General features: G+C 60.9%; 23 protein-coding genes. 18 read left to right on the top strand and 5 right to left on the bottom strand.

Annotated features, from left to right (window positions below; all coding sequences use genetic code 11):
* Positions 1 to 57 precede the first annotated feature (57 nt).
* From FFS13_RS18245 to ispD, 7 genes are all read left to right on the top strand, one after another.
* Complete coding sequence (locus FFS13_RS18245) at positions 58 to 1,008, top strand: acetyl-CoA carboxylase carboxyltransferase subunit alpha (RefSeq protein ID WP_137820472.1); 951 nt, start codon at positions 58 to 60, stop codon at positions 1,006 to 1,008.
* Positions 1,009 to 2,322 carry a tRNA lysidine(34) synthetase TilS gene (gene tilS / locus FFS13_RS18240; RefSeq protein WP_137820471.1) on the top strand — a complete coding sequence of 438 codons (1,314 nt, stop codon included), beginning with the start codon at positions 1,009 to 1,011 and terminating at the stop codon, positions 2,320 to 2,322.
* 187 nt (positions 2,323 to 2,509) lie between these two features.
* Positions 2,510 to 4,141 (top strand): CTP synthase, encoded by a 1,632-nt coding sequence (locus FFS13_RS18235; protein WP_137820470.1) that lies wholly within the window; start codon positions 2,510 to 2,512, stop codon positions 4,139 to 4,141.
* A complete protein-coding gene (kdsA, locus tag FFS13_RS18230; protein WP_137820469.1) occupies positions 4,138 to 4,983 on the top strand; it encodes a 3-deoxy-8-phosphooctulonate synthase in 846 nt (281 codons plus the stop codon). Before FFS13_RS18235 ends, kdsA begins: the two co-directional genes overlap by 4 nt.
* Before the next feature lie 155 nt (positions 4,984 to 5,138).
* Positions 5,139 to 6,428 carry a phosphopyruvate hydratase gene (eno, locus tag FFS13_RS18225; protein ID WP_137820468.1) on the top strand — a complete coding sequence of 430 codons (1,290 nt, stop codon included), beginning with the start codon at positions 5,139 to 5,141 and terminating at the stop codon, positions 6,426 to 6,428.
* 59 nt (positions 6,429 to 6,487) lie between these two features.
* Positions 6,488 to 6,769: a cell division protein FtsB gene (gene ftsB / locus FFS13_RS18220; RefSeq protein ID WP_137820467.1), complete on the top strand. Its 282-nt coding sequence runs from the start codon at positions 6,488 to 6,490 to the stop codon at positions 6,767 to 6,769.
* Positions 6,766 to 7,476 carry a 2-C-methyl-D-erythritol 4-phosphate cytidylyltransferase gene (ispD, locus tag FFS13_RS18215; RefSeq protein ID WP_171006515.1) on the top strand — a complete coding sequence of 237 codons (711 nt, stop codon included), beginning with the start codon at positions 6,766 to 6,768 and terminating at the stop codon, positions 7,474 to 7,476. The genes ftsB and ispD overlap by 4 nt, the downstream gene beginning before the upstream one ends.
* A 77-nt stretch (positions 7,477 to 7,553) precedes the next feature.
* On the opposite strand, the gene FFS13_RS18210 is transcribed toward ispD, so the two are convergent.
* Positions 7,554 to 8,462 (bottom strand): LysR substrate-binding domain-containing protein, encoded by a 909-nt coding sequence (locus FFS13_RS18210; protein WP_171006514.1) that lies wholly within the window; start codon positions 8,460 to 8,462, stop codon positions 7,554 to 7,556.
* Between the two features lie 109 nt (positions 8,463 to 8,571).
* Here FFS13_RS18210 and FFS13_RS18205 point away from each other — a divergent pair, with 109 nt between their 5' ends.
* The 8 genes from FFS13_RS18205 (at position 8,572) to rpoS (ending at position 15,711) form a co-directional block, all read left to right on the top strand.
* Positions 8,572 to 9,684 carry an S-(hydroxymethyl)glutathione dehydrogenase/class III alcohol dehydrogenase gene (locus FFS13_RS18205; RefSeq protein ID WP_137820465.1) on the top strand — a complete coding sequence of 371 codons (1,113 nt, stop codon included), beginning with the start codon at positions 8,572 to 8,574 and terminating at the stop codon, positions 9,682 to 9,684.
* Positions 9,685 to 9,750: 66 nt separating this feature from the next.
* On the top strand, positions 9,751 to 10,596 hold the full coding sequence (gene fghA, locus FFS13_RS18200; protein WP_137820464.1) for an S-formylglutathione hydrolase: 846 nt from the start codon (positions 9,751 to 9,753) through the stop codon (positions 10,594 to 10,596).
* A 66-nt stretch (positions 10,597 to 10,662) separates the two neighbouring features.
* Positions 10,663 to 11,136 carry a 2-C-methyl-D-erythritol 2,4-cyclodiphosphate synthase gene (ispF, locus tag FFS13_RS18195; RefSeq protein WP_137820484.1) on the top strand — a complete coding sequence of 158 codons (474 nt, stop codon included), beginning with the start codon at positions 10,663 to 10,665 and terminating at the stop codon, positions 11,134 to 11,136.
* On the top strand, positions 11,133 to 12,191 hold the full coding sequence (gene truD / locus FFS13_RS18190; protein WP_137820463.1) for a tRNA pseudouridine(13) synthase TruD: 1,059 nt from the start codon (positions 11,133 to 11,135) through the stop codon (positions 12,189 to 12,191). Before ispF ends, truD begins: the two co-directional genes overlap by 4 nt.
* Positions 12,179 to 12,928, top strand: a complete 750-nt coding sequence (gene surE / locus FFS13_RS18185; protein WP_137820462.1) for a 5'/3'-nucleotidase SurE — start codon at positions 12,179 to 12,181, stop codon at positions 12,926 to 12,928. Before truD ends, surE begins: the two co-directional genes overlap by 13 nt.
* Before the next feature lie 41 nt (positions 12,929 to 12,969).
* Positions 12,970 to 13,605 carry a protein-L-isoaspartate(D-aspartate) O-methyltransferase gene (locus tag FFS13_RS18180; protein ID WP_171006517.1) on the top strand — a complete coding sequence of 212 codons (636 nt, stop codon included), beginning with the start codon at positions 12,970 to 12,972 and terminating at the stop codon, positions 13,603 to 13,605.
* A 135-nt stretch (positions 13,606 to 13,740) separates the two neighbouring features.
* Entirely contained in the window at positions 13,741 to 14,601 is an 861-nt protein-coding gene (locus FFS13_RS18175) for a peptidoglycan DD-metalloendopeptidase family protein (RefSeq protein ID WP_256657944.1), read from the top strand.
* Positions 14,602 to 14,706: 105 nt separating this feature from the next.
* Positions 14,707 to 15,711, top strand: coding sequence for an RNA polymerase sigma factor RpoS (rpoS, locus tag FFS13_RS18170; protein WP_137820460.1), 1,005 nt, complete (start codon positions 14,707 to 14,709; stop codon positions 15,709 to 15,711).
* A 453-nt stretch (positions 15,712 to 16,164) separates the two neighbouring features.
* Here the strand turns inward: rpoS and fdxA are convergent, their stop codons facing one another.
* Positions 16,165 to 16,488, bottom strand: coding sequence for a ferredoxin FdxA (gene fdxA / locus FFS13_RS18165; protein WP_137820459.1), 324 nt, complete (start codon positions 16,486 to 16,488; stop codon positions 16,165 to 16,167).
* A gap of 141 nt (positions 16,489 to 16,629) precedes the next feature.
* Positions 16,630 to 19,203 (bottom strand): DNA mismatch repair protein MutS, encoded by a 2,574-nt coding sequence (gene mutS, locus FFS13_RS18160; RefSeq protein WP_171006513.1) that lies wholly within the window; start codon positions 19,201 to 19,203, stop codon positions 16,630 to 16,632.
* Between the two features lie 71 nt (positions 19,204 to 19,274).
* Between mutS and FFS13_RS18155 the strand changes: the two genes are divergently transcribed.
* The 3 genes from FFS13_RS18155 (at position 19,275) to recX (ending at position 21,386) form a co-directional block, all read left to right on the top strand.
* Positions 19,275 to 19,775: a CinA family protein gene (locus FFS13_RS18155; protein WP_137820457.1), complete on the top strand. Its 501-nt coding sequence runs from the start codon at positions 19,275 to 19,277 to the stop codon at positions 19,773 to 19,775.
* Between the two features lie 85 nt (positions 19,776 to 19,860).
* A complete protein-coding gene (gene recA, locus FFS13_RS18150; RefSeq protein WP_137820456.1) occupies positions 19,861 to 20,910 on the top strand; it encodes a recombinase RecA in 1,050 nt (349 codons plus the stop codon).
* An 8-nt stretch (positions 20,911 to 20,918) separates the two neighbouring features.
* The gene (gene recX, locus FFS13_RS18145; RefSeq protein ID WP_137820455.1) at positions 20,919 to 21,386 is read left to right on the top strand and encodes a recombination regulator RecX; all 468 of its coding nucleotides are present in this window, start codon (positions 20,919 to 20,921) and stop codon (positions 21,384 to 21,386) included.
* 90 nt (positions 21,387 to 21,476) lie between these two features.
* Here the strand turns inward: recX and FFS13_RS18140 are convergent, their stop codons facing one another.
* On the bottom strand, positions 21,477 to 22,547 hold the full coding sequence (locus FFS13_RS18140; RefSeq protein ID WP_137820454.1) for an LOG family protein: 1,071 nt from the start codon (positions 22,545 to 22,547) through the stop codon (positions 21,477 to 21,479).
* Positions 22,548 to 23,084: 537 nt separating this feature from the next.
* Positions 23,085 to 23,483, bottom strand: a complete 399-nt coding sequence (locus FFS13_RS18135) for a quorum-sensing-regulated virulence factor family protein (protein ID WP_137820453.1) — start codon at positions 23,481 to 23,483, stop codon at positions 23,085 to 23,087.
* Positions 23,484 to 23,668: the final 185 nt, after the last annotated feature.

Genomic DNA, 23,668 nt, shown 5'->3' with positions numbered 1-23,668 from the left:
GGCGCTAAACGGACTCAGCCGCCCGGCCGCTTGGCCGTCGACGCAAGACGGATGACTATGAACCCGAATTTTCTCGATTTCGAACAGCCGATCGCCGATCTGCAAGCCAAGATCGAAGAGTTGCGCTTGGTCGGTAACGACAACTCGCTGAATATCGGCGATGAAATTGCTCGCCTGCAGGACAAGAGCAGCACCCTGACCGCCAGCATCTTCGGCAATCTCAGCAGTTGGCAGATCGCCAAGCTGGCCCGCCATCCGCGCCGGCCTTATACCCTCGACTACATCGAACACATTTTTACCGAGTTCGATGAATTACACGGTGACCGGCACTTCTCCGATGATCCGGCGATTGTCGGCGGTGTGGCGCGTTTGAACGATCAGCCGGTCATGGTGATCGGTCACCAGAAGGGTCGCGAAGTGCGCGAGAAGGTTCGGCGCAACTTCGGTATGCCGCGCCCCGAAGGCTATCGCAAGGCCTGCCGTCTGATGGAGATGGCCGAGCGTTTCCAGATGCCGATCCTGACCTTCATCGACACTCCGGGCGCGTATCCAGGCATCGACGCGGAAGAGCGTGGCCAGAGTGAAGCCATCGCCTGGAACCTGCGGGTGATGGCACGGCTGAAAACCCCGATCATCGCCACGGTGATTGGCGAGGGCGGTTCTGGTGGCGCGTTGGCGATTGGTGTCTGCGATCAGCTGAACATGCTGCAGTACTCGACCTACGCGGTGATCTCGCCGGAAGGTTGCGCCTCGATTCTGTGGAAAACCGCCGAAAAAGCGCCGGATGCCGCGGAAGCCATGGGCATCACCGCCGAGCGCTTGAAAGGCCTGGGCATCGTCGACAAAGTCATCGACGAGCCGCTAGGTGGTGCCCACAGCGCACCGGCTGTGGCGGCCGAGTCGATCCGCAAGGAGCTGACGGCGCAGTTGAAGTCGTTGCAGAAGCTCGATACCGATGCGCTGCTGGCACGCCGCTATGAGCGCCTGATGAGTTACGGCGTCGCCTAAGTGGACCTGTCTGCCAGGTTGCTAGCGCGCCTAGCGCCCTGGCGTGATGCGCCGGCTTGGCGCGTCGCCTTTTCTGGCGGGCTCGACTCCACCGTTCTGCTGCATCTCCTGGCACGCCTCGCCAAGCGCGAGGCCTTGCCGCCACTCTCCGCTATCCATATCCATCACGGCCTGCAGGCCACGGCTGCTGCGTGGCCGCTGCATTGCCAGAACGTCTGTGCGCAACTGGGGGTGCCTTTGCAGGTGCGGCAGGTGCGGGTCGCGCCGAGCGCCAGTCTGGAGCGTGCCGCTCGTGAGGCGCGCTATGCGGCGCTCGCCGAGTCTTTGGCCGATGGCGAGGTGCTGCTGACGGCTCAGCATCGCGATGATCAGGCGGAAACCCTATTGTTCCGCCTGCTGCGTGGGGCGGGCGTGCGTGGCTTGGCGGGTATGCCGAGTAGCCGACCGCTGGGGCGCGGGTGGCTGTTGCGGCCGCTGCTGGCGTTCTCGCGTGCCGAGTTGGAAGCCTATGCCCATGGGCAGGGGCTGAGCTGGGTGGAGGACCCGTCGAATCGCGACCCTCGATTTTCCCGCAACTATCTGCGTCATCGGGTGTTTCCGCAGCTAACGGCCCACTGGCCGCAAGCCGTGGTGACGTTGGCGCGTAGCGCGGCACATCTGCGCGAGGCGCAGGGCCTGCTGGATGAACTGGCCGAGCTTGATCTGGCTATTGCGCAAACGCCGTCGGCCTTTCCCTGGTTGCCATTGCCCTCGCTTATGCTTGCGCCGCTGTTGGCTGTGTCGGCGGCGCGCCAACGCAATGCTCTGCGCCATTGGCTGACGCCGCTGACGCTCTTGCCGGATAGCGAACATTGGGCCGGTTGGGAAGATTTGCGTGATGCGGCCGTGGATGCCGCGCCGGTCTGGCGTCTAGCCCAGGGCGAACTGCGCCGGGCCGACGGACGGTTGTGGTGGCTAAGCGGCGACTGGTTGCAGAAAGAGCACCAGCCGCTGTCTTGGCGTGATTGCAAACAACCGCTAAGGCTGCCCGGCAACGGCTGCTTACGCGTGCAAGGGCGGGGGCCGACAGGCGAGTTGCGGGTGCGCTATCGCCAGGGTGGTGAGTCGCTGCTACTGCCGGGTCGCGGCCATCGCGATCTCAAGCGCCTGCTTAACGAGGCGGGGCTGCCCGCTTTCGTGCGTGGCCGATTGCCGTTGCTCTATTGCGCCGACGAGTTGCTCGCGGTCGCCAACCTACCGGGACTGAATGGGCCCGCCGAGGGCAGTTGGCAACTGATCTGGCAGCCGCCGACGAATGACCAAGGTTTGAGCTGAAAGGCCCTTTCCGGTAGACTACGCTCCCGTCTCATACAGCTTCTGCAGACTCCTTCGGAATCGGTGGATGGCTTTCAATTTTCAAGGCAGCGCCGGTTAAGGTTCTGCTGGTAATGGGTGGGCCCAGGCCTTCCTTCGCTTTCCCCGGCGGCGCTGACCGCTTAAACGCAGACTTCTAGGGTTTTTCATGACGCGCTACATATTCGTCACGGGCGGTGTTGTTTCTTCATTGGGGAAAGGCATCGCCTCGGCTTCATTGGCGGCTATCCTGGAGGCGCGGGGCCTGAAGGTCACCATGCTCAAACTGGACCCTTACATCAACGTCGATCCGGGCACCATGAGCCCGTTCCAGCACGGTGAGGTGTTCGTCACCCACGACGGCGCCGAGACCGACCTCGACCTGGGTCACTATGAGCGGTTTATCCGCACCACCATGACCAAGAGCAACAACTTCACCACCGGCCGCGTCTATGAAGACGTGCTGCGTAAAGAGCGCCGGGGCGATTACCTGGGCGCGACCATCCAGGTGATTCCGCACATCACCGACGAGATCAAGCGTCGCATCATCAAGGGCGCCGGCGATGCCGATGTGGCCATGGTGGAGATCGGTGGCACAGTCGGTGACATCGAGTCGCAGCCGTTCCTCGAGGCGATCCGTCAGCTGCGTGTGGAAGTGGGCGCCAAGCGCGCCATGTTGATGCACCTGACGCTGGTGCCCTATATCGCCACCGCCGGCGAGACCAAGACCAAACCCACTCAGCATTCGGTGAAGGAGCTGCGCTCCATCGGCCTGCAGCCGGACGTGCTGATTTGCCGCTCCGACCATCCGATCGATATGGCCTCGCGGCGCAAGATCGCCTTGTTCACCAACGTCGAAGAGCGTGCGGTGATCGGCCTGGAAGACGTCGACACGATCTACAAGATTCCTTCCGTGCTGCATGCCCAAGGCCTGGACGATTTCGTCGTCGAGCGCTTCGGTCTGGAGTGCGGCGGTGCCGATCTGTCCGAGTGGGAGCGGGTAGTCGATGCCAAGCTGAACCCGGAAAAAGAAGTCAGCATCGCCATGGTCGGCAAGTACATGGAGTTGCTGGATGCCTACAAGTCGCTGATCGAAGCGATGAGTCACGCCGGTATCCAGAACCGCACCAAGGTCAACCTGCGTTACATCGACTCGGAAGACATCGAGCAGCAAGGCACCGGCCTGCTGGAAGGCGTTGACGCCATTCTGGTGCCGGGTGGCTTCGGTCTGCGCGGCGTCGAAGGCAAGATCACCACGGTGCGTTATGCCCGCGAGAACAAGATTCCTTACCTAGGCATCTGCCTGGGTATGCAGGTCGCAGTCATCGAGTTCGGCCGCAACGTGCTGGGCTGGAGCGATGCCAACTCCACTGAGTTCGACAAGGCCAGCGGCCATCCGGTGGTCGGTCTGATCACCGAGTGGGAAGACGCGGCCGGTAGCGTCGAGACCCGCACCGAGGCTTCCGATCTGGGTGGCACCATGCGTTTGGGTGCCCAGGACTGCCAGCTGGAAAACGGCTCGCTGGTGCACGATTGCTACGCCAAGGACGTGATAGTCGAGCGTCACCGTCACCGCTACGAAGTGAATAACCACCTGCTGCCGCAATTGCAGGCCGCCGGCTTGAAGGTCACCGGACGCTCCGGCGATGGCGCCCTGGTCGAAGTGGTGGAAGCACCGGATCATCCGTGGTTCGTCGCCTGCCAGTTCCACCCGGAGTTCACCTCCACGCCGCGTGACGGTCACCCCTTGTTCAGCGGTTTTGTTAACGCGGCCCTGGCGCAGAAGGCGAGAAAGGCATGACCCAGAAAGTCATCCGGGTTGGCGCTATCGAAATCGCCAACGACAAACCTTTTGTGTTGTTCGGCGGCATCAACGTTCTCGAGTCGCGCGATCTGGCCCTGAAGACCTGCGAAGAATATGTGCGGGTGACCGAAAAGCTCGGTATTCCCTACGTCTTCAAGGCCAGCTTCGACAAGGCCAATCGCTCCTCGGTCAGCTCCTTCCGTGGTCCCGGCCTGGAAGAGGGCATGAAGATCTTCGAGGAAGTGAAGAAGACCTTCGGCGTGCCGCTGATTACCGACGTCCACGAGCCCTATCAAGCGGCGCCGGTGGCGGCGGTCTGCGACATCCTCCAGTTGCCGGCGTTTCTGTCGCGGCAAACTGACCTGGTCGTGGCCATGGCCAAGACCGGCGCGGTGATCAACATCAAGAAAGCCCAGTTCCTCGCGCCCCAGGAGATGAAGCACATCCTGGCCAAGTGCGTGGAAGCCGGGAATGACCAGTTGATCCTCTGTGAGCGCGGTTCCAGCTTCGGTTACAACAACCTGGTGGTCGACATGCTCGGCTTCGGCATCATGAAGCAGTTCCAGTACCCGGTGTTCTTCGACGTGACCCACGCCCTGCAAATGCCGGGCGGGCGTGCCGACTCCGCCGGTGGCCGCCGTGCCCAGGTCACCGATCTGGCCAAGGCCGGCATGAGCCAAGGTCTGGCGGGGCTGTTTCTCGAGGCCCATCCAGACCCGGACAACGCCAGGTGCGACGGCCCCTGTGCACTGCGTCTGGACAAGCTGGAACCCTTCCTCGCTCAGCTCAAGGCGTTGGATGAGCTGGTGAAGAGTTTTCCGCCGATTGAGACTGCCTAAGCGGGTCATTCTTCGGTAAAGTGCCGCTCGGACGAGCTCTGACCCGTGAGTCAGATAGTCGTCGTAGCCGGCTCGATTCGTTTTGAACATTCGCAGACGGTAGCGCCAACTTCTCTGCAGCGCCGTTTTCGTCAAATTTTGGAGTGCTAATAACAATGGCAAAGATCGTCGACATCAAAGGTCGTGAGGTTCTCGACTCCCGTGGCAACCCCACAGTAGAAGCGGATGTGATCCTCGACAACGGTATCGTTGGCAGCGCCTGTGCGCCGTCCGGTGCCTCCACCGGTTCCCGCGAGGCGCTGGAACTGCGTGATGGCGACAAGAGCCGTTACCTGGGCAAGGGTGTGTTGAAAGCCGTGGCCAACATCAATGGCCCGATCCGCGACCTGCTGCTGGGCAAAGACCCGGTCGATCAGCAAGCGCTCGACCGCGCGATGATTGCCCTGGATGGCACCGAGAACAAAGCCACTTTGGGCGCTAACGCGATCCTCGCCGTATCCCTGGCCGCCGCCAAAGCCGCTGCCCAGGCCAAGGGCGTGCCGCTCTACGCGCACATCGCCGACCTCAACGGCACGCCGGGCCAGTACTCCATGCCGGTGCCGATGATGAATATCATCAACGGCGGCGAGCACGCCGATAACAACGTCGACATCCAGGAATTCATGGTGCAGCCGGTTGGCGCCAAGACGTTCGCCGATGGCCTGCGTATGGGCACCGAGATTTTCCATCACCTGAAGGCCGTACTCAAGGCTCGTGGTCTGAGCACTTCGGTGGGTGACGAAGGCGGTTTCGCGCCGAACCTGGCGTCCAACGAAGACGCGCTGGCGGCCATCGCCGAAGCCGTGGCCAACGCCGGCTACCAGCTGGGCACCGATGTGACCCTGGCGCTGGACTGCGCTTCCAGCGAGTTCTTCGAAGGTGACAAGTACGACCTGGCCGGTGAAGGAAAAGTGTTCGACGCTGCCGGTTTTGCCGATTACCTGGCTGGGCTAACCCAGCGTTATCCGATCATCTCGATTGAAGATGGCATGGACGAGTCCGACTGGGCTGGCTGGAAGGTGTTGACCGACAAGATCGGTGAGAAGGTGCAGCTGGTTGGCGACGACTTATTTGTAACCAATACGAAAATTCTCAAGGAAGGCATCGACAAGAGCATCGCCAACTCGATCCTGATCAAGTTCAACCAGATCGGTACCTTGACCGAAACCCTGGAAGCCATCCAAATGGCCAAGGCGGCTGGCTACACGGCGGTGATCTCGCATCGCTCCGGTGAAACCGAAGACTCGACCATCGCCGACCTGGCCGTGGGTACCGCTGCCGGCCAGATCAAGACCGGTTCGCTGTGCCGCTCCGATCGCGTGTCCAAGTACAACCAATTGCTGCGCATCGAAGAGCAATTGGGTGAGAAAGCACCGTACCATGGTCGTGCCGAGTTCCGCGGTTAAGCCAGGAATGGTAAAAGGGCAGCGCAAGCTGCCCTTTTTGTATGGATACCTTTCGCCAAATGGCTAAATCACCTTATGGGTTATTCGTCGCGCTGATCCTGCTGCTGGCTGGCCTGCAGTATCGTCTGTGGGTGGGCGACGGCAGCCTGGCGCAGGTCACCAGCCTGCAACAGCAGATCGCCGAGCAGAAAGGTGAAAACGAGCGCCTGCTCGAGCGTAACCGTATCCTCGAAGCCGAAGTGATGGAGCTGAAGCAGGGTATGGAGACAGTCGAAGAGCGTGCTCGCCACGAACTCGGCATGGTTAAAGAGGGCGAGACCCTCTATCAGTTGACCGAATGATTTCCTCTGCAGCCCCCGCCTTCTGGGCCCTGATTCCTGCTGCGGGGGTGGGCGCGCGGATGGGCGCCGACCGCCCCAAGCAATACCTCGAACTGGCCGGGAAAACCATTCTCGAACATACCCTGGCCTGTTTCCTCGGACATCCGCAGTTGCGCGGCTTGGTGGTGAGCCTGGCCGAGGATGATCCCTATTGGCCACAGCTGGATTGCTCGCGCGACTCGCGTATCCAGCGCGCCGAGGGTGGCGTCGAGCGGGCCGACTCGGTGCTCAACGGCTTGCTGCGGTTGGCTGAGTTGGGTGCGAGCGACGACGATTGGGTGCTGGTGCATGATGCCGCGCGGCCAAACCTGTCGCGCTTCGATCTCGATCTGCTGCTCGCCGAATTAGCCGATGATCCGGTCGGCGGCCTGCTCGCCGTGCCGGCGCGCGATACCCTGAAACGCGCCGGCACCGATGGCCGGGTGGCGGAAACCGTCGACCGCTCGGTGATCTGGCAGGCCTTTACGCCGCAGATGTTTCGCCTCGGTACCTTGCAGCGCGTCTTGGCCGATGCCTTGGTTTCCGGCGTGCGGATTACCGATGAGGCCTCGGCCATCGAGTGGGCCGGCCAGTCGCCGCGTTTGATCGAGGGCCGTGCCGACAACCTTAAAATCACCCGGCCGGAAGACCTGGAGTGGTTGCGTCAACGCTGGTCGCAAAAACGCTGATCAACCGTAGGGCGGCCTCGGTCGCGAAGCGACCAGCCCGCCATTGTCGGGGTGGCGTACTGCTTCGCGAGTACGCCCTAGGATCGCTCGGCCAGCGCGTTTGAATATTCCGCCCGCCCGGCCAGTCCGGCCTTCAGATGATCGACCAACTGTCGCACCTTCGGCGACAAGTGCCGCTGCTGCGGATACAGCGCCCAGACTGCAGTATTCGGCGGCTGATGGTTTTCCAGTAACGAGATCAGTGCAGCGCTTTTCAAGTGCTCCTGCACGTAATAGTCCGGCAACTGGCACAAGCCCAGGCCGCGCAATGCCGCGTCCAGCACCGCTTGGCCGCTGTTGCAGCGCCAGTTGCCTTGCACCCGCTGCGAATATTCGCGGCCGTCCTGCTGGAAGCTCCAGGCGTCACTGCTGCCGATCAGGCAGTTATGCCGACCCAGTTCCGACAAGCTGTGCGGTCGGCCGTAGCGTTCCAGGTAGGCAGGCGCCCCACACAGGTACATGCGCCGCGGCGCCAGGCGCGTAGCAACCAGGCGCGAGTCCTGCAGGCGACCCAGGCGAATCGCCAGGTCCAGCCCTTCCTGCACCAGGTCCAGGGTGCGATTGCTCAGTTCGATGTCCACCCGTAGCTGCGGATGGCGGGCCATAAAGTCGGTCACCAGTGGCACGATAAAACGCTCGCCATAGGCCACGGCGCAAGTCATGCGCAACAATCCTTTGGGCTCACTGGTTAGCTCGCCGACCGCGCGCAGGGCTTCTTCGCGGGCATCCTGCAAGCGCTGGCAATGCTGCAAAAAGGTCTGCCCGGCTTCGGTCAAGGCCACGCGCCGGGTGCTGCGGTACAGCAGGCGGGTTTGCAGACGCTCTTCCAGTCGGGCGATCTGCCGGCTGATGTGTGATGAGGATACGCCGAGGCGTTCGGCGGCAGCGGTGAACTGGCCGCATTCGGCCACGGCGACAAACTCGTCCAAGCCTTCCCAGCGATTCATGGTGATTAATTGTCCCTGTATGGCAATAATGTTTTGCTTTGCTGTGGATTATTAATCAAATGGCGCTGATCTACACTCTGCCCATCGTTTTAACTGCCGGAGAACCTTCATGATCAAGTCGCGTGCTGCCGTTGCCTTTGCGCCCAACCAACCATTGCAAATCGTCGAAGTGGACGTCGAGCCGCCGAAAGCCGGCGAAGTGCTGGTGCGCATCGTCGCCACCGGCGTTTGCCACACCGATGCCTATACGCTGTCCGGCGCGGACTCCGAAGGCGTGTTCCCGTCGATTCTCGGCCATGAAGGCGGCGGCATAGTCGAAGCCGTCGGTGAGGGCGTGACGTCTGTTGCCGTCGGCGATCATGTGATTCCGCTGTACACCGCGGAATGCCGCGAGTGCAAATTCTGCAAATCAGGCAAGACCAACCTGTGCAGCGCCGTGCGCGCGACCCAGGGCAAGGGTCTGATGCCGGATGGCACCAGTCGCTTTTCCTATCAGGGGCAGCCGATCTACCACTACATGGGTTGCTCGACGTTCTCCGAGTACACCGTGCTGCCGGAAGTTTCCCTGGCCAAGATTCCCAAGGACGCGCCACTGGAAAAGGTCTGCCTGCTCGGTTGCGGCGTGACCACCGGCATCGGTGCGGTGCTCAATACCGCCAAGGTCGAGGAGGGCGCTACCGTGGCGATTTTCGGCCTTGGCGGCATCGGCCTCGCAGCGATCATCGGCGCCAAGATGGCCAAGGCTTCGCGGATCATCGCCATCGATATCAACCCGGCCAAATTCGACGTGGCCAGGGAGTTGGGTGCTACCGACTTCATCAATCCGAAGGATTACGCCAAGCCGATTCAGGACGTGATCATCGAGCTGACCGATGGCGGCGTCGACTACAGCTTCGAGTGCGTTGGCAATGTGCAGTTGATGCGCGCGGCGCTGGAGTGCGCGCACAAGGGGTGGGGCGAGTCGATCATCATCGGCGTCGCCGGTGCCGGCCAGGAAATCAGCACCCGGCCGTTCCAACTGGTGACCGGTCGCGTCTGGCGCGGTTCGGCCTTTGGTGGCGTGAAGGGCCGTACCGAGCTGCCGAGCTATGTGGAGAAGGCGCAGAAGGGCGAGATTCCGCTGGATACCTTCATCACCCACACCATGGGGCTGGAGCGGATCAACGAGGCTTTCGATCTGATGCATGAAGGTAAGAGCATCCGCACCGTTATCCATTTCTGAAAGCAGGGTGCGTCGTGCGCAGCTGGCATTCATGTGCTGCGCACGGTGCACCTTATGGAGACTGTCATGACTCTGGAAAATATTTCCTGCCAGAAAAGCTTCGGCGGCTGGCACAAGCGTTACCGGCACCGATCCGAGGTGCTCGGTTGCGACATGGTGTTCGCCGTCTACCTGCCGCCGCAGGCCGAGCAGGGCGCCAAACTGCCGGTGCTGTATTGGTTGTCCGGGCTGACCTGCACCGATGAGAACTTCATGCACAAGGCTGGCGCCCAGCGCCTGGCTGCCGAACTGGGGTTGGTCATAGTCGCGCCGGACACCAGCCCGCGTGGGCCGGACGTGCCGGGTGATCCGGACGGCGCCTGGGATTTCGGCCTGGGTGCCGGCTTTTACCTGAACGCCACCCAGGAGCCCTGGGCGCGGCATTATCGGATGCACGATTATGTGGTGCAGGAGTTGCCGGCGCTGATCGAGGCGCACTTCCCGGTTTCAGCCAGGCGGGGTATCAGCGGTCACTCGATGGGCGGGCATGGGGCGTTGGTTTGCGCGCTGCGTAACCCAGGGCGCTATCAGTCGCTGTCGGCCTTCGCGCCGATCAGCAGTCCGTCGTCCTGCCCTTGGGGCGAGAAGGCGTTTTCGCGCTATCTCGGTGAAGAGCGTTCGCGTTGGCGCGAGTGGGATGCCTGCGCGCTGCTGGCGGAGGCTACGGAGAAGTTGCCGATCCTGGTGGACCAGGGCGATCGCGACGATTTCCTCGTCAATCAGTTGAAGCCCGAGGCGTTGGAGGCTGCCGCAAAGGCGGCCAGTCACCCGCTGACGCTAAGGCTGCAGCCGGGCTACGACCACAGCTATTTCTTCATCGCCAGCTTTATCGATGAGCATTTACGCCATCATGCGCAGGCTCTGAAAGGCTAAGGCCGGCCAAAGCGGTTAGAATCGGGCCCTGACTTTTCAGGGCCCGATTTTTTCATGAGCAGTTCAATGCGTATTGGCCACGGCTACGATGTGCACCGCTTCGGTGAAGGCGACTTCATTACCCTCGGCGGCGTGCGTATTCCCCACCCATTCGGGCTGGTCGCCCATTCCGATGGCGATGTGCTGCTGCATGCGCTCAGCGATGCCTTGCTCGGTGCGGCGGCGCTGGGCGATATCGGCAAACACTTCCCGGATACCGATCCACAGTTCAAGGGCGCGGATAGCCGGGCACTGCTGCGTCATGTGCTCGGCTTAGTGCAGGCCAAAGGCTGGAAGGTCGGCAACGTCGACGCCACCATAGTCGCGCAGGCACCGAAGATGGCGCCGCATATCGAGGCGATGCGTGCGGCGATTGCCGCCGATCTGGCAGTCGAATTGGATCAGGTGAATGTGAAAGCCACGACCACTGAGAAACTCGGCTTTACCGGCCGTGAAGAGGGCATAGCCGTGCATGCGGTCGCCTTGTTGGTGGCCCTATGACCGAGTTCGAACTGCTGGGTCCGCGAGCCCATGGTGAGGCCGTCGGCCGCGCGGTACTGAAAGCCACGGCGGAAGACTTCCAGGTCGATGAAGTGCTGGATATTCCATTGGCCGGAGAGGGCGAGCACCTCTGGTTGTGGGTGGAAAAGCGCGGGCTGAATACCGAGGAAGCCGCCCGCCGACTGGCTCGCGCCGCCGGTGTGCCCTTGAAGATGATCAGCTATGCCGGCTTGAAGGATCGTCAGGCGCTGACCCGCCAGTGGTTCAGTCTGCATCTGCCAGGCAAGGCCGCCCCCGACCTGTCTGCCGCCGAAGGCGAAACCCTGAGCATCCTCAAGGTCGCGCGGCACAAGCGCAAGCTGCACCGCGGGGCGCATGCGGCGAATGGTTTTACCTTGCGTTTGACCCAGCTGAGCGGCGATCCCGCTGCCCTGGAAGCGCGTCTGCAACAGATTGCGGCCCAGGGGGTGCCGAATTACTTCGGCACCCAGCGCTTTGCTTATCAGGGCGGCAATGTCGTGCAGGCGCGTGATTTCGCCAGTCGCAAAGAGTTGCCCGAGCAACGCAACCTGCGTTCACGCTTGCTCTCGGCGGCCCGCAGCTACTTGTTTAATCAGGTGCTGGCGGCCCGTGTGGCGGATGGCAGTTGGCAGCACGCACGGGTGGGGGATCTGCTGGCCTTCACCGATAGCCGCAGTTTTTTTCCTGCGGGTGAGGCCGAATGCACCGATCCGCGTCTGGCGATTCTCGATCTGCATCCCACGGGGCCGATGTGGGGCGCGGGTGAGTCACCGACGACGGGGGCTGCCTATATCTTGGAGCAGGCGGTCGCTGAACATGAGCCGGCATTGCGCGATTGGTTGATCGCAGCAGGCATGGCGCACGAACGGCGCATCCTGCGCCTCCCCATTGGCGGGTTGACGTGGCATTATCCCGAGTCTGACATTCTGCAACTGGAATTCGTCCTGCCGGCTGGATGCTTTGCCACCGTAATGGTGCGTGAGCTCGTCGATCTGCTGCCGGCAGGGCAGACGGATAACCCATGCGTATTCTGATTTCGAACGATGACGGGGTGACTGCACCCGGCCTCGCCGCGCTGCATGCCGCGCTGGTGGATTATGCCGAGTGTGTAGTCATCGCCCCGGATCAGGACAAGAGCGGCGCAAGCAGCTCCCTGACCCTCGACCGTCCGTTACACCCGCACTACCTAGCTAACGGTTTTATCAGCCTGAATGGCACCCCTACGGATTGCGTTCATCTGGGCCTTAACGGCCTGCTGGAACCGGTGCCGGAGATGGTGGTGTCGGGTATTAACCTGGGCGCCAACCTGGGCGATGATGTGCTCTATTCCGGTACCGTGGCGGCTGCCCTGGAGGGTCGTTTCATCGGCCGGCCGGCCTTCGCTTTTTCGCTGTTGTCGCGCCAGCCGGACAACCTGCCGACCGCCGCCTACATTGCGCGTAAGTTGGTCGCCGCTCACGATAAACTCGATCTGCCGCCGCGCACCGTGCTCAATGTGAACATCCCTAACCTGCCGCTGGAGCATATCCGCGGCATCCAACTGACCCGCCTCGGTCACCGTGCCCGCGCGGCGGCGCCAGTCAAGGTGATGAATCCGCGCGGCAAAGAAGGCTACTGGATCTCGGTGGCCGGCGATGCCGAGGATGGTGGGCCAGGTACGGATTTCCATGCGGTGATGCAGGGCTATGTATCTATTACTCCGCTGCAGCTGGATCGTACTTTTCATGAGGCCTTCAGGGGCCTCGACAGTTGGTTGGAGGGCCTACTCTGATGGCTCGTGGGCAAGACGATTTGCAGCACCGCGGCATAGGCATGACCTCGCAGCGCACCCGCGAGCGATTGATTCAGCGCTTGTACGAAGAGGGGTTGTCCAACCCCCGGGTGCTCGAAGTGATTCGCCGTACCCCTCGGCATTTGTTCGTCGATGAGGCGTTAGCCCATCGCGCCTATGAAGATACCGCCTTGCCCATCGGGCATAACCAGACCATCTCCCAACCCTACATGGTCGGGCGCATGACCGAGCTGCTACTGGCGGCCGGGCCCTTGGATAAGGTGCTGGAGATCGGCACCGGCTCGGGTTATCAGACGGCGGTGCTGGCTCAGCTGGTCGAGCGGGTGTTCTCGGTCGAACGCATCCAGGTGCTGCAAGACCGCGCGAAAGAACGGCTGGGCGAACTCAACCTGCGCAACGTGGTCTTTCGCTGGGGTGATGGCTGGGAGGGCTGGTCGGCGCTGGCGCCCTACAACGGCATCATCGTGACTGCGGCGGCGGCCGAGGTGCCGCAGGCGCTGCTCGATCAACTGGCTCCTGACGGGCGTTTGGTGATTCCAGTCGGAGCGGGGGATGTGCAGCAACTGCTGCTGATTGTCCGTGAAGAGCATGGTTTCTCTCGGCATGTACTGGATGCGGTGCGTTTTGTGCCGCTGCTCAACGGACCCTTGGCCTGATCTTTGGTGTGGATAGATCCAAGAAACGGCTCTAACTGTTTCACGCCAAGGGTGTCGCCAGACGTGTGGCTGGCTGCGCCGAATAATTTCTGCACAATAACGACCATGAATAGTCACCGGGAAAGGGAGAGGCGGGTGAGTCTCACAGCCATTCGGCAGCGGATTTGCATCGGTGGCGCACAGCGTCTACTGAGTGGCCTTGTCCTCAGTGCGCTATTGGCCGGCTGTAGTAGTTCGCCGTCCAGTACCGTGCAGGTGGTCGATCGCAACAACAAGCGCGCGGCATCCACCCCGCAACGTCAAGCCGTAACCAGTGGGCAATACGTGGTGCAGCGTGGGGATACGCTCTATTCGATCGCCTTCCGCTTCGGCTGGGACTGGAAAGCGCTGGCTGCGCGCAACAACATTCCTGCGCCTTATACGATCCGGGTGGGGCAGGCGATTCGCTTTGATGGCAAGTCACGCGGCGGACCAGCGGTCGCGGCTGCGACTCCGGTCGTAGTGAGGTCGTCGCCGGTCAAGACGCCAGCCGTGCCAGAGCCAACGGTGCCGCTTAACCGCCCGATTCAGGCGCCTGTCGTGCAGCCCCCGACGAATACGCCAGTGCAAGCAGTGAGCCGCTCGGCCTCGGGTTGGGCATGGCCTGCCGGCGGTGCTTTAATCGGGCGTTTTTCCTCAAACGGCAGTTTGAATAAAGGAATTGATATCGCTGGTGAATTAGGACAGCCTATTTTAGCTGCGTCTGATGGTTCCGTGGTGTACGCCGGGAGTGGTTTACGGGGCTACGGCGAGTTGGTGATCATCAAGCATAGCGATACCTACGTAAGCGCCTACGGCCACAACCGCAGGCTTTTGGTACGGGAGGGGCAGCAGGTCAAAGCAGGGCAGACGATTGCCGAAATGGGTTCCACAGGAGCCGATCGAGTGAAACTCCACTTTGAGATTCGCCGTCAGGGTAAACCTGTAGATCCACTGCAATTCCTGCCTCGCCGTTGATCAGCTGTCAGCCCGCGCCACCATGTAGGAGGACGGGCTCAGGTGTTGCCAGGGAAACAAGGCGCCGCCGGAGCTTGCTGTCGAACTCAGCAAGGGACAAAAAAAATGGCACTCAACAAAGAAGCGCCGGAGTTTGACTTAGATGATGAAGTGCTGCTTATGGAGCCCGGCATCGTCTTGGAGGAAGTGCTCAGTGAGGAGTCCGATACTCCTAGCAAACGCACCAAGTCCAAACACTCCACCTCACCTAAGCAACACAAGTACATCGACTACACTCGTGCGCTAGACGCAACTCAGCTGTACCTCAACGAAATCGGTTTCTCCCCCTTACTTACTCCCGAAGAGGAAGTGCACTTCGCGCGGTTGGCGCAGAAGGGCGATCCGGCTGGGCGTAAGCGCATGATCGAAAGTAACCTGCGCCTGGTGGTGAAGATCGCTCGACGTTACGTTAATCGCGGCCTGTCACTGCTGGATCTGATCGAAGAGGGCAACCTTGGCCTGATTCGAGCGGTGGAGAAGTTCGATCCTGAGCGCGGCTTCCGTTTCTCGACTTACGCCACCTGGTGGATTCGGCAGACGATCGAACGGGCCATCATGAATCAGACTCGGACGATCAGGCTGCCGATTCATGTGGTCAAGGAATTGAACGTTTACCTGCGCGCTGCCCGTGAGCTGACGCAAAAACTCGACCACGAACCCTCGGCCGAAGAGATTGCCAATCTGCTGGAAAAACCAGTCGGCGAGGTCAAGCGCATGCTGGGGCTGAACGAGCGCGTGTCCTCTGTGGATGTCTCCCTCGGGCCAGACTCCGACAAGACGCTGCTCGATACCTTGACCGATGAGCGCCCGACCGACCCTTGCGAGCTGTTGCAGGACGATGATCTATCGCAGAGTATCGACCAGTGGCTGTCGGAACTGACCGATAAGCAGCGTGAGGTCGTGGTACGGCGCTTTGGGTTGCGCGGCCATGAAAGTTGCACCCTGGAGGAAGTTGGCCAGGAGATTGGTCTGACCCGCGAACGAGTGCGGCAGATTCAAGTGGAGGCGCTCAAGCGTCTGCGTGAAATTCTGGAGAAGAACGGCCTGTCGAGCGACGCTCTGTTTCAGTAACTGCTTAACGCTCTAACAGAAACCCGGCTTCGGCCGGGTTTTTTATCTGGGGTCTTGTAAGTGATTGCTTACAGGCGGTGTAAGTGATTAGCGGGAAGGTCTGCCAGTCAGTGGCCTGATACGATCGATTATTAAGTTAAGTTATTGATATTTATAGTTTTATTTTTATGTCGTAGCGCGATTTAACGGCTTTTAGGTGTTTTGCCTGGCTTGCTGCTGTCAGGAATATCGCTACTATCACACCTGTGTCGAGGGAAAGACGCGGGCTGACTAGGATGTTGGTCGGGAGCATCGCGGGAAGCGATTCATCAGGACGATGAGTTGGGAAAGAAAGGGAGTAGGGACAAAAGAGTGGGCGGGTCATACCGCCCCTTTTTTTGCCTGTAGAAAAGTAACAGGCAAAAATGCGAAAGGCCCGCCGAAGCGGGCCTTTTGCATTCAAGTCTGCAGCAATCAGCGTTCCAGCTGCTGCAGCTTGTTTTTGACGCCATCCCACTCTTCGGCGTCGGCCAGCGCTTCTTTCTTCTCGGTGATATTGGGCCAGATCTCGGCCAGATCACAGTTCAGCGCGATAAATTCCTGCATGTCCTCAGGCACTTCATCTTCCGAGAAGATGGCCTGGGCTGGGCACTCGGGCTCGCAGAGTGCGCAGTCGATGCACTCGTCCGGGTGGATCACCAGGAAGTTCGGGCCTTCGTAGAAGCAGTCCACCGGACAGACTTCCACGCAGTCGGTGTATTTGCACTTGATGCAGTTGTCGGTGACGACGAAGGTCATTTCTAATTCTCTCCTCAGGCGGCTGGGGAGTCCTTGTATGAGTTGGACTCCTCGGCTCGGGAAATTATAGCTACGGCACCAGGCTAATAGGCCGCAGCATCCCAAAGCGCGCGCGATTCTAACAGCTTGCGCGGGCGGGCGTTAGATTCGCGCTTTCAGTGTATATAACAGTTCCAGCGCACGACGCGGAGTTAGATCATCCGGATTGATCTTCGACAATTCCTCCAGCACCGGATGCGGCAGGCTGGCAAACAGGTCGCTTTGCATCGGTAGTGCAGGCTGTCCGGGCGCTGCGCGCGGCAGATCATGGGGCAGGCTGGTGGTTTCCAGGCGGGCCAGATGCTGGCGGGCGCGCAGAATGACATCGCCGGGTACGCCGGCCAGCTGCGCGACGGCCAAGCCATAGCTTTGACTCGCCGGGCCAGGCAGAACGTGGTGCAGGAAGACGATGCGCTCGTTGTGCTCGGTAGCATTCAGGTGCACGTTGGCCACCACTGGCTCGCTTTCCGGCAGTACCGTCAGCTCGAAATAGTGGGTGGCGAACAGCGTATAGGCGCGCAGCTTGGCCAGGTGTTCGGCGGCCGCCCAGGCGAGTGACAGGCCATCGAAGGTGCTGGTGCCGCGCCCGACCTCGTCCATCAGCACCAGGCTACGGTCGCTGGCATTGTGCAGGATATTGGCGGTTTCGCTCATCTCGACCATGAAGGTCGAACGGCCGCCGGCGAGGTCATCGCTGGAGCCGATCCGGGTAAAAATACGGTCGACCAGCGACAGCTCGCAGCTGGCTGCCGGGACGAAGCTGCCGATATGCGCAAGCAGCACGATCAACGCGGTTTGCCGCATATAAGTGGATTTACCACCCATGTTTGGCCCGGTAATGATCAGCATCCGGGTTGTGTCGTCCAGCGTCAGATCGTTGGCGACGAAGGGGGTGGTCAGCACTTGCTCAACCACCGGATGGCGCCCTTGCTCGATGCGCATACGCGGTTCATCGACGAAGCGCGGGCGGTTTAGGTCAAGGTTCAGGGCGCGCTCGGCCAGGTTGCTCAGCACATCCAGTTCGGCTAATGCGCTGGCGCTGTCTTGCAGTGGGCCAAGGTGGCCGATCAGTCGCTCCAGCAGCTCGTCATACAGCATTTTCTCGCGGGCCAGGGCACGGCTCTTGGCCGACAGCGCCTTGTCTTCGAATTCTTTCAGCTCGGGTGTGATGAAGCGTTCGGCGCCTTTCAGCGTCTGTCGGCGGATATAGTCGGCAGGCGCCTGTTCGGCCTGTTTGCTCGGTAGTTCGATGAAATAGCCGTGTATACGGTTGTAGCCAACTTTTAGATTTGCCAGCCCGGTACGGGCCTTCTCGCGTGCTTCGAGATCGATCAGGAATTGTCCGGCGTTTTCACTCAGCGCTTGCAGCTCGTCCAGCTCTGCGTCGTAGCCGGTCTTGAGCACGCCGCCATCGCGAATCACCGCGGGTGGATTATCGATAATCGCGCGTTGCAGCAGATCTGCCAGTTCTGGATAAGTACGGACGGTTGCCGCCAACTCGTTCAGGTGCGGCGCTTCCAGTTCAGCCATTGCCTTCTGCAATTCGGGCAGCGCCGCGAGGGCATCGCGCAGACGCGCCAGATCGCGGGGCCGCGCATTACGCAAGCCGATGCGGGCGAGGATGCGCTCGAGGTCGCCGATCTCTTTCAGTTGCGGTTGCAGGTTCTCGAAGCGATAGCGTTCCAGTAGGCAGGCGATGGATTCCTGGCGCGCGTCCAGCACCGCGCGTTGGCGCAACGGGCGATTCAGCCAGCGGGTTAGCAAGCGGCTACCCATGGCAGTCTGGCAGCGGTCGATCACCGATTGCAATGTGTTGTCACGGCCACCGGCGAGGTTGGTGTCCAGCTCAAGGTTGCGGCGGCTGGCGCCGTCGAGGATCACCGTATCGTCGAGGCGCTCATGGCGCAGGCTGCGCAGGTGCGGCAGGGCGGTGCGCTGCGTCTCTTTGGCGTAGGCCAGCAGGCAGCCGGCGGCACCGATGGCGAGGCTCAGGTTCTCGCAGCCGAAGCCTTTCAGATCCTGGGTGGCGAACTGCTGGCAAAGGCTCTTGAGCGCCGAGTCACGCTCGAAGTCCCAGGGCGCGCGACGACGTACGCCGCGGCGTTTCTCGGCAGGCAGGCCTTGCGGCCAGTCATCCGGAATCAGCAGCTCAACCGGGTTGAGGCGCTCCAGCTCGGCGAGCAGATTCTCCCAGCCGTTAATTTCCAGCACGCTGAAGCGACCGCTGGTGATGTCCAGCACGGCCAAGCCGAACAGGCGTTCGTCACCCAATACGGCGGCCAGCAAGTTGTCCCGGCGCTCGTCGAGCAGTGCCTCGTCGCTCACCGTGCCAGGGGTGATGATCCGTACTACTTGGCGATCGACCGGGCCCTTGCTGGTCGCCGGGTCTCCGACCTGTTCGCAGATGACCACCGACTCGCCGAGTTTGACCAGCTTGGCCAGATAGCCCTCGGCGGCATGATAGGGAATCCCGCACATCGGAATGGCGGTGCCGGCCGACTGGCCGCGGGCGGTCAGGGTGATGTCGAGCAGCTTGGCGGCCTTCTTCGCGTCTTCATAGAAGATCTCGTAGAAGTCACCCATGCGGTAAAACATCAGCTGATCTGGGTGCTGATTTTTCAGTTTCCAGTATTGCTGCATCATCGGGGTGTGGGCGGAAAGGTCGCTCTGACTCATTACCAGGCCTTGCGTGCAAAAGGCGCTAGTGTACGGTATCCCACTAACCCGCTTTAACCCCGGAGAAGGTCTTGGAAGAGATTACCCGTCTCGCCGCGCAGCTTGGCGAATGCCTGCAGTCCTTGAATGCCCAGGTGACTACTGCCGAGTCCTGCACGGGCGGCGGCATTGCCGAGGCGATCACCCGTATCCCTGGCAGTTCGGTCTGGTTTGAGGCGGGTTATGTCACCTATTCGGACAGACAGAAATCCCTTCAGCTGGATGTGCCGGCCGAGTTGTTTGTGTCGGTGGGTGCGGTCAGTCGTGAGGTGGTCGAGGCCATGGCACGTGGCGCGCAGTCTAAAAGCGCAGCGCGTTTCTCTGTGGCGGTGAGCGGAGTGGCTGGGCCGGATGGTGGTTCACCGGCAAAGCCGGTGGGCATGGTTTGGTTGGCTTGGTGCAATGCCGAACAGCTGGTTACGCAGTGTCGGCAGTTCTCGGGTGAGCGCACCGAGGTGCGCCGACAAACGGTCGAGGCCGCGCTAGCGGGGCTGATCCGGCTAGCCGCGGGAGAAAATCCAGTTCAGGGGTAGGCGAGCGACTTGCCCTATGGAATAATACTGGCTACTTATACAGTTGTTAGCGGCCACTAGGCCCTCTTGATCACGTGAGGATTCAATGGACGAGAATAAGAAGCGCGCCTTGGCTGCGGCCCTTGGCCAGATTGAAAAGCAATTCGGCAAAGGCGCGGTAATGCGCATGGGCGATCATGATCGCCAGGCGATTCCGGCCATTTCTACCGGCTCTCTCGGGCTGGACATCGCGCTGGGCATTGGCGGTCTGCCGAAAGGCCGGATCGTCGAGATCTACGGTCCCGAGTCCTCCGGTAAAACCACTCTGACGCTGTCGGTGATTGCCGAAGCGCAGAAAATGGGCGCGACCTGCGCCTTCGTCGATGCCGAGCACGCACTCGATCCGGATTACGCCGCTAAGCTGGGCGTCAACGTCGATGACCTGCTGGTCTCGCAGCCGGACACCGGCGAGCAGGCGCTGGAGATCACCGACATGTTGGTGCGCTCCAATGCGGTGGACGTGATCATCATCGACTCCGTGGCGGCTCTGGTGCCTAAGGCGGAAATCGAAGGCGAGATGGGCGATATGCACGTCGGCCTCCAGGCCCGCTTGATGTCTCAAGCGCTGCGTAAAATCACCGGCAACATCAAAAACGCCAATTGCCTGGTGATCTTCATCAACCAGATCCGGATGAAGATTGGCGTGATGTTCGGTAGCCCGGAAACCACCACCGGCGGTAACGCCCTGAAGTTCTATGCCTCTGTCCGTTTGGACATCCGCCGCACTGGCGCGGTGAAAGAGGGTGACGAGGTGGTGGGTAGCGAAACTCGCGTCAAGGTGGTGAAAAACAAGGTGGCACCGCCATTCCGTCAGGCCGAGTTCCAGATTCTTTACGGCAAGGGCATCTACCGGAACGGTGAAATTATCGATCTGGGCGTGCAGCTTGGCCTGTTGGAGAAATCCGGCGCCTGGTACAGCTACCTCGGCAACAAGATTGGTCAGGGTAAGGCGAACTCCGCCAAGTACCTGGAAGACAACCCGGAAGTTGGCAAGACCATCGAGAAGCTGATCCGCGACAAACTGTTGGTGGCTTCCAACGCTAGCGCCGCCGCGGCGACCAGCACGGTCGATGATCTGGCTGACGCTGACGCCTGATTCGCACTATGTCCCTCGTGCTCGACAACCCTGCCGCAGTACGGCGGACCGCCATGGATCTCCTGGCGCGCCGCGAGCATGGGCGCGTCGAGCTGACGCGTAAGTTGCGCCAGCGCGGCGCCCCTCCCGAGTTGATTGAGCCCGCCCTCGACCGCCTTGCGCAAGAGGGGTTGCTCTCTGAGTCCCGTTACCTGGAAAGCTTTGTCTCCTCCCGTGCGCGTGCCGGCTATGGGCCGTTGCGCATCCGTGAAGAGTTGGTGCAACGCGGCTTGTCGCGGGCGGATATCGAGCAGGCCTTGCGCGACAGTGGGATTAACTGGCGTGAGCAACTGGAGGAAGCCTGGCGGCGCAAGTTTGCCGGACAGCGACCCAGCGAGGCTCGTGAGCGTGCCCAGCAGGGCCGTTTTCTCAGTTATCGCGGTTACCCGCTGGATTTGATTGGCCGCCTGCTGCGCGGTGCCCTCGACGGCGACTGAGCGTGTCGCAGGCAGCCTTAAGCCATGCGCTATGCGCATGGCTGGATGTCGAGGAAGCAGGTCAGCTATAGCTGTGCGAGAGCTAGGCGGTTACGCCCAGTTTTGCGGCAGGTTGAGGGTGTCGAGCAGCTCACGCAAACGGCCGTGATCGCGACCATTGAAGATAAAGGCCAGGCGGGTCAGGTGGCTTAGCTCGGGTTCGTCACGTTCTGCGTCGAACAGTGCCTGCTGCTGAAAACCGCCGCTCTTGCAGAGGTCGGTAAAGTCTTCATGCAATTGCGTCAGCGCGGTCTCGTTCAGTGCATGGTTCAGGCGAATCACGAAGCGATCCTTGAGCCAGCGACTGGAGTGGAAGTTGCTATAGAACTGGGCAATTTCTTCCGCGGCTTCTTCGGCGCTGTGTACCAGGCGGATCAGTTTCATGTCGCTGGAGAGGATGTAGCCATTGCCCTCCAGTTGTTTGTGGATGAAGGTCAAGGCGTCCTGCCAGAAACTACCGCCGGGCTCATCCAGCAGTACCACAGGGACCAGCGGGCTTTTCCCGGTCTGGATCAGTGTCAGCACTTCCAGCGCTTCATCCAGCGTGCCGAAGCCGCCAGGGCAGAGCACCAGCGCATCGGCCTCTTTGACGAAGAACAGCTTGCGCAGGAAGAAGAAGTGGAACGACAGCAGATTGCCACTGCCTTCGACGGTGGCGTTGGCGCCTTGCTCGAAGGGTAGGGTGATGTTGAAGCCCAGGCTGTTCTCCAGCCCGGCGCCTTCATGGGCCGCCGCCATGATGCCGCCACCGGCACCGGTAACCACCATCAAGTCATAACGCGCCAGAGTGGCGCCGAGTTCACGGGCCAACGCGTAGATCGGATGATCGATGGGGGTTCGTGCGGAGCCGAAGACGGTGACTTTGCGCCGACGTTTAAACTGCTCGAGGCTGCTGAAGGCGTGCTCCATTTCACGCAGGGTTTGCAGCATGATTTTCGCGTCCCAGCGATTGCGGTCGGCTTGGGCCATGCGGATGACGGTGATCAGCATTTCGCGGTAAAGCGCAAGATTGACGCTGCTGCCAGGGGTAGACAGCGCGACCAGTTCATCGACCTTGCTGGCGAGGTCGATCCCACTGGTCTGGAAGTGACGAGATAGATAGTCGTCCGGTTCGTAAGGCATTCAACTTCTCCTTGTGCTGCAGAACCTTTGGCTGTGCCACTGTGGTTGGCACGGCTGCGACACGGGCTGTGTCGCGAGCAATTCAGGCGGATTGGCTTGAATTGCGCAGTCAGACCCAAGGGGGTCTGGCAGGCACTGATCGATAGGGGTGTGTATCGAGCAGTGCTGACTTCGAGTGCGAGTGCTCCTTCTGGTTCAAAAGCGGGCCTGCTCGAACAGGGCTTTTGCGTTATGCGCTCGCGCAGTGATTGGGTTTTTTCGATCCCTTTAATGTTCAGTAAAGCTCAAGGTGCTGAGCTTACTACTGCAATCAAACAGGCCGTTTAGACGGCTGGCGTGCGCTGCCGAGTGTTTAAGGTTGTACCACGAAGCGGGAGGTCGGCGCAGGTTTGTTGGCGGCGGGATTGGGCTGCCAGTGGATTGGCCTGTAAACCGTTGCGACAGCACGCGGCACAAGCCAACGACAGCGCCAGCTAAACGACTGTGCGCAGCGTCTTGTGGAGGGGCTTGCGATGAGCCGTGGTGCAACCGAGCCGATTACTTCAGGCCGCAGTCGGCTTTGCTGAAGCGTTCAGTGGTGATCGGGCGGTTGCTCTTGTACTCGCTGAATTGATAGCGCAGCACTGCGCCGCGGGCCAGTAGCTGGCGATAGCCGGTGTTGCGGCAAACGCTGTTGGCCAGTTGTGCGCGCACCGCGTCGGGGTTGCCGCGCATCTGTGCGGCGTGGCCTTCACGCACACTCAGGTGATTGACCAGCTCATTGCCGTCTACCGTATAGCCCTGATCGAGGATGTCTTCGTTGATCGCTCGTGGCGTGCCGAGGCTACTTTCTTTGGCCACTTGATCCAGCATTTTGATCAGTTCGTAGTCCTTGAGCGAGGCGGCCTGTGCCGTGGGCAGGGCAAAGCAGAGGGCAACGGCCATAACGCGCAGCATGTAAATCTCCATAAGGATAAAACGACTTTGACTCCGGATCGCACTGGGTGTTCACCCACCTGGCCAAGAGTGCAGAACTCTAGCAGCGCGCATCCTGAACAAGCCGCAAGGGGAGATCAAGTCCGAGCATGGCCGCTGTGCCCCGCGGCACTCGCTATGCGGCGTACCATTCCAGTGCTGCTGTA

It is taken from the genome of Pseudomonas sp. 2FG, assembly GCF_005502935.1.
Lineage (GTDB): Bacteria > Pseudomonadota > Gammaproteobacteria > Pseudomonadales > Pseudomonadaceae > Aquipseudomonas.
This window is presented reverse-complemented; position numbering and strand designations above follow the sequence as displayed.

Excerpts from the sequence above, each read along its gene's own strand:
- FFS13_RS18245 (WP_137820472.1), top strand. The coding sequence starts at position 58 with ATGAACCCGAATTTTCTCGATTTCGAACAGCCGATCGCCGATCTGCAA.
- FFS13_RS18235 (WP_137820470.1), top strand. The coding sequence starts at position 2,510 with ATGACGCGCTACATATTCGTCACGGGCGGTGTTGTTTCTTCATTGGGG.
- kdsA (WP_137820469.1), top strand. The coding sequence starts at position 4,138 with ATGACCCAGAAAGTCATCCGGGTTGGCGCTATCGAAATCGCCAACGAC.
- eno (WP_137820468.1), top strand. The coding sequence starts at position 5,139 with ATGGCAAAGATCGTCGACATCAAAGGTCGTGAGGTTCTCGACTCCCGT.
- ftsB (WP_137820467.1), top strand. The coding sequence starts at position 6,488 with ATGGCTAAATCACCTTATGGGTTATTCGTCGCGCTGATCCTGCTGCTG.
- ispD (WP_171006515.1), top strand. The coding sequence starts at position 6,766 with ATGATTTCCTCTGCAGCCCCCGCCTTCTGGGCCCTGATTCCTGCTGCG.
- FFS13_RS18210 (WP_171006514.1), bottom strand. The coding sequence starts at position 8,462 with ATGAATCGCTGGGAAGGCTTGGACGAGTTTGTCGCCGTGGCCGAATGC.
- FFS13_RS18205 (WP_137820465.1), top strand. The coding sequence starts at position 8,572 with ATGATCAAGTCGCGTGCTGCCGTTGCCTTTGCGCCCAACCAACCATTG.
- fghA (WP_137820464.1), top strand. The coding sequence starts at position 9,751 with ATGACTCTGGAAAATATTTCCTGCCAGAAAAGCTTCGGCGGCTGGCAC.
- ispF (WP_137820484.1), top strand. The coding sequence starts at position 10,663 with ATGCGTATTGGCCACGGCTACGATGTGCACCGCTTCGGTGAAGGCGAC.
- truD (WP_137820463.1), top strand. The coding sequence starts at position 11,133 with ATGACCGAGTTCGAACTGCTGGGTCCGCGAGCCCATGGTGAGGCCGTC.
- surE (WP_137820462.1), top strand. The coding sequence starts at position 12,179 with ATGCGTATTCTGATTTCGAACGATGACGGGGTGACTGCACCCGGCCTC.
- FFS13_RS18180 (WP_171006517.1), top strand. The coding sequence starts at position 12,970 with ATGACCTCGCAGCGCACCCGCGAGCGATTGATTCAGCGCTTGTACGAA.
- rpoS (WP_137820460.1), top strand. The coding sequence starts at position 14,707 with ATGGCACTCAACAAAGAAGCGCCGGAGTTTGACTTAGATGATGAAGTG.
- fdxA (WP_137820459.1), bottom strand. The coding sequence starts at position 16,488 with ATGACCTTCGTCGTCACCGACAACTGCATCAAGTGCAAATACACCGAC.
- mutS (WP_171006513.1), bottom strand. The coding sequence starts at position 19,203 with ATGAGTCAGAGCGACCTTTCCGCCCACACCCCGATGATGCAGCAATAC.
- recA (WP_137820456.1), top strand. The coding sequence starts at position 19,861 with ATGGACGAGAATAAGAAGCGCGCCTTGGCTGCGGCCCTTGGCCAGATT.
- recX (WP_137820455.1), top strand. The coding sequence starts at position 20,919 with ATGTCCCTCGTGCTCGACAACCCTGCCGCAGTACGGCGGACCGCCATG.
- FFS13_RS18140 (WP_137820454.1), bottom strand. The coding sequence starts at position 22,547 with ATGCCTTACGAACCGGACGACTATCTATCTCGTCACTTCCAGACCAGT.
- FFS13_RS18135 (WP_137820453.1), bottom strand. The coding sequence starts at position 23,483 with ATGCTGCGCGTTATGGCCGTTGCCCTCTGCTTTGCCCTGCCCACGGCA.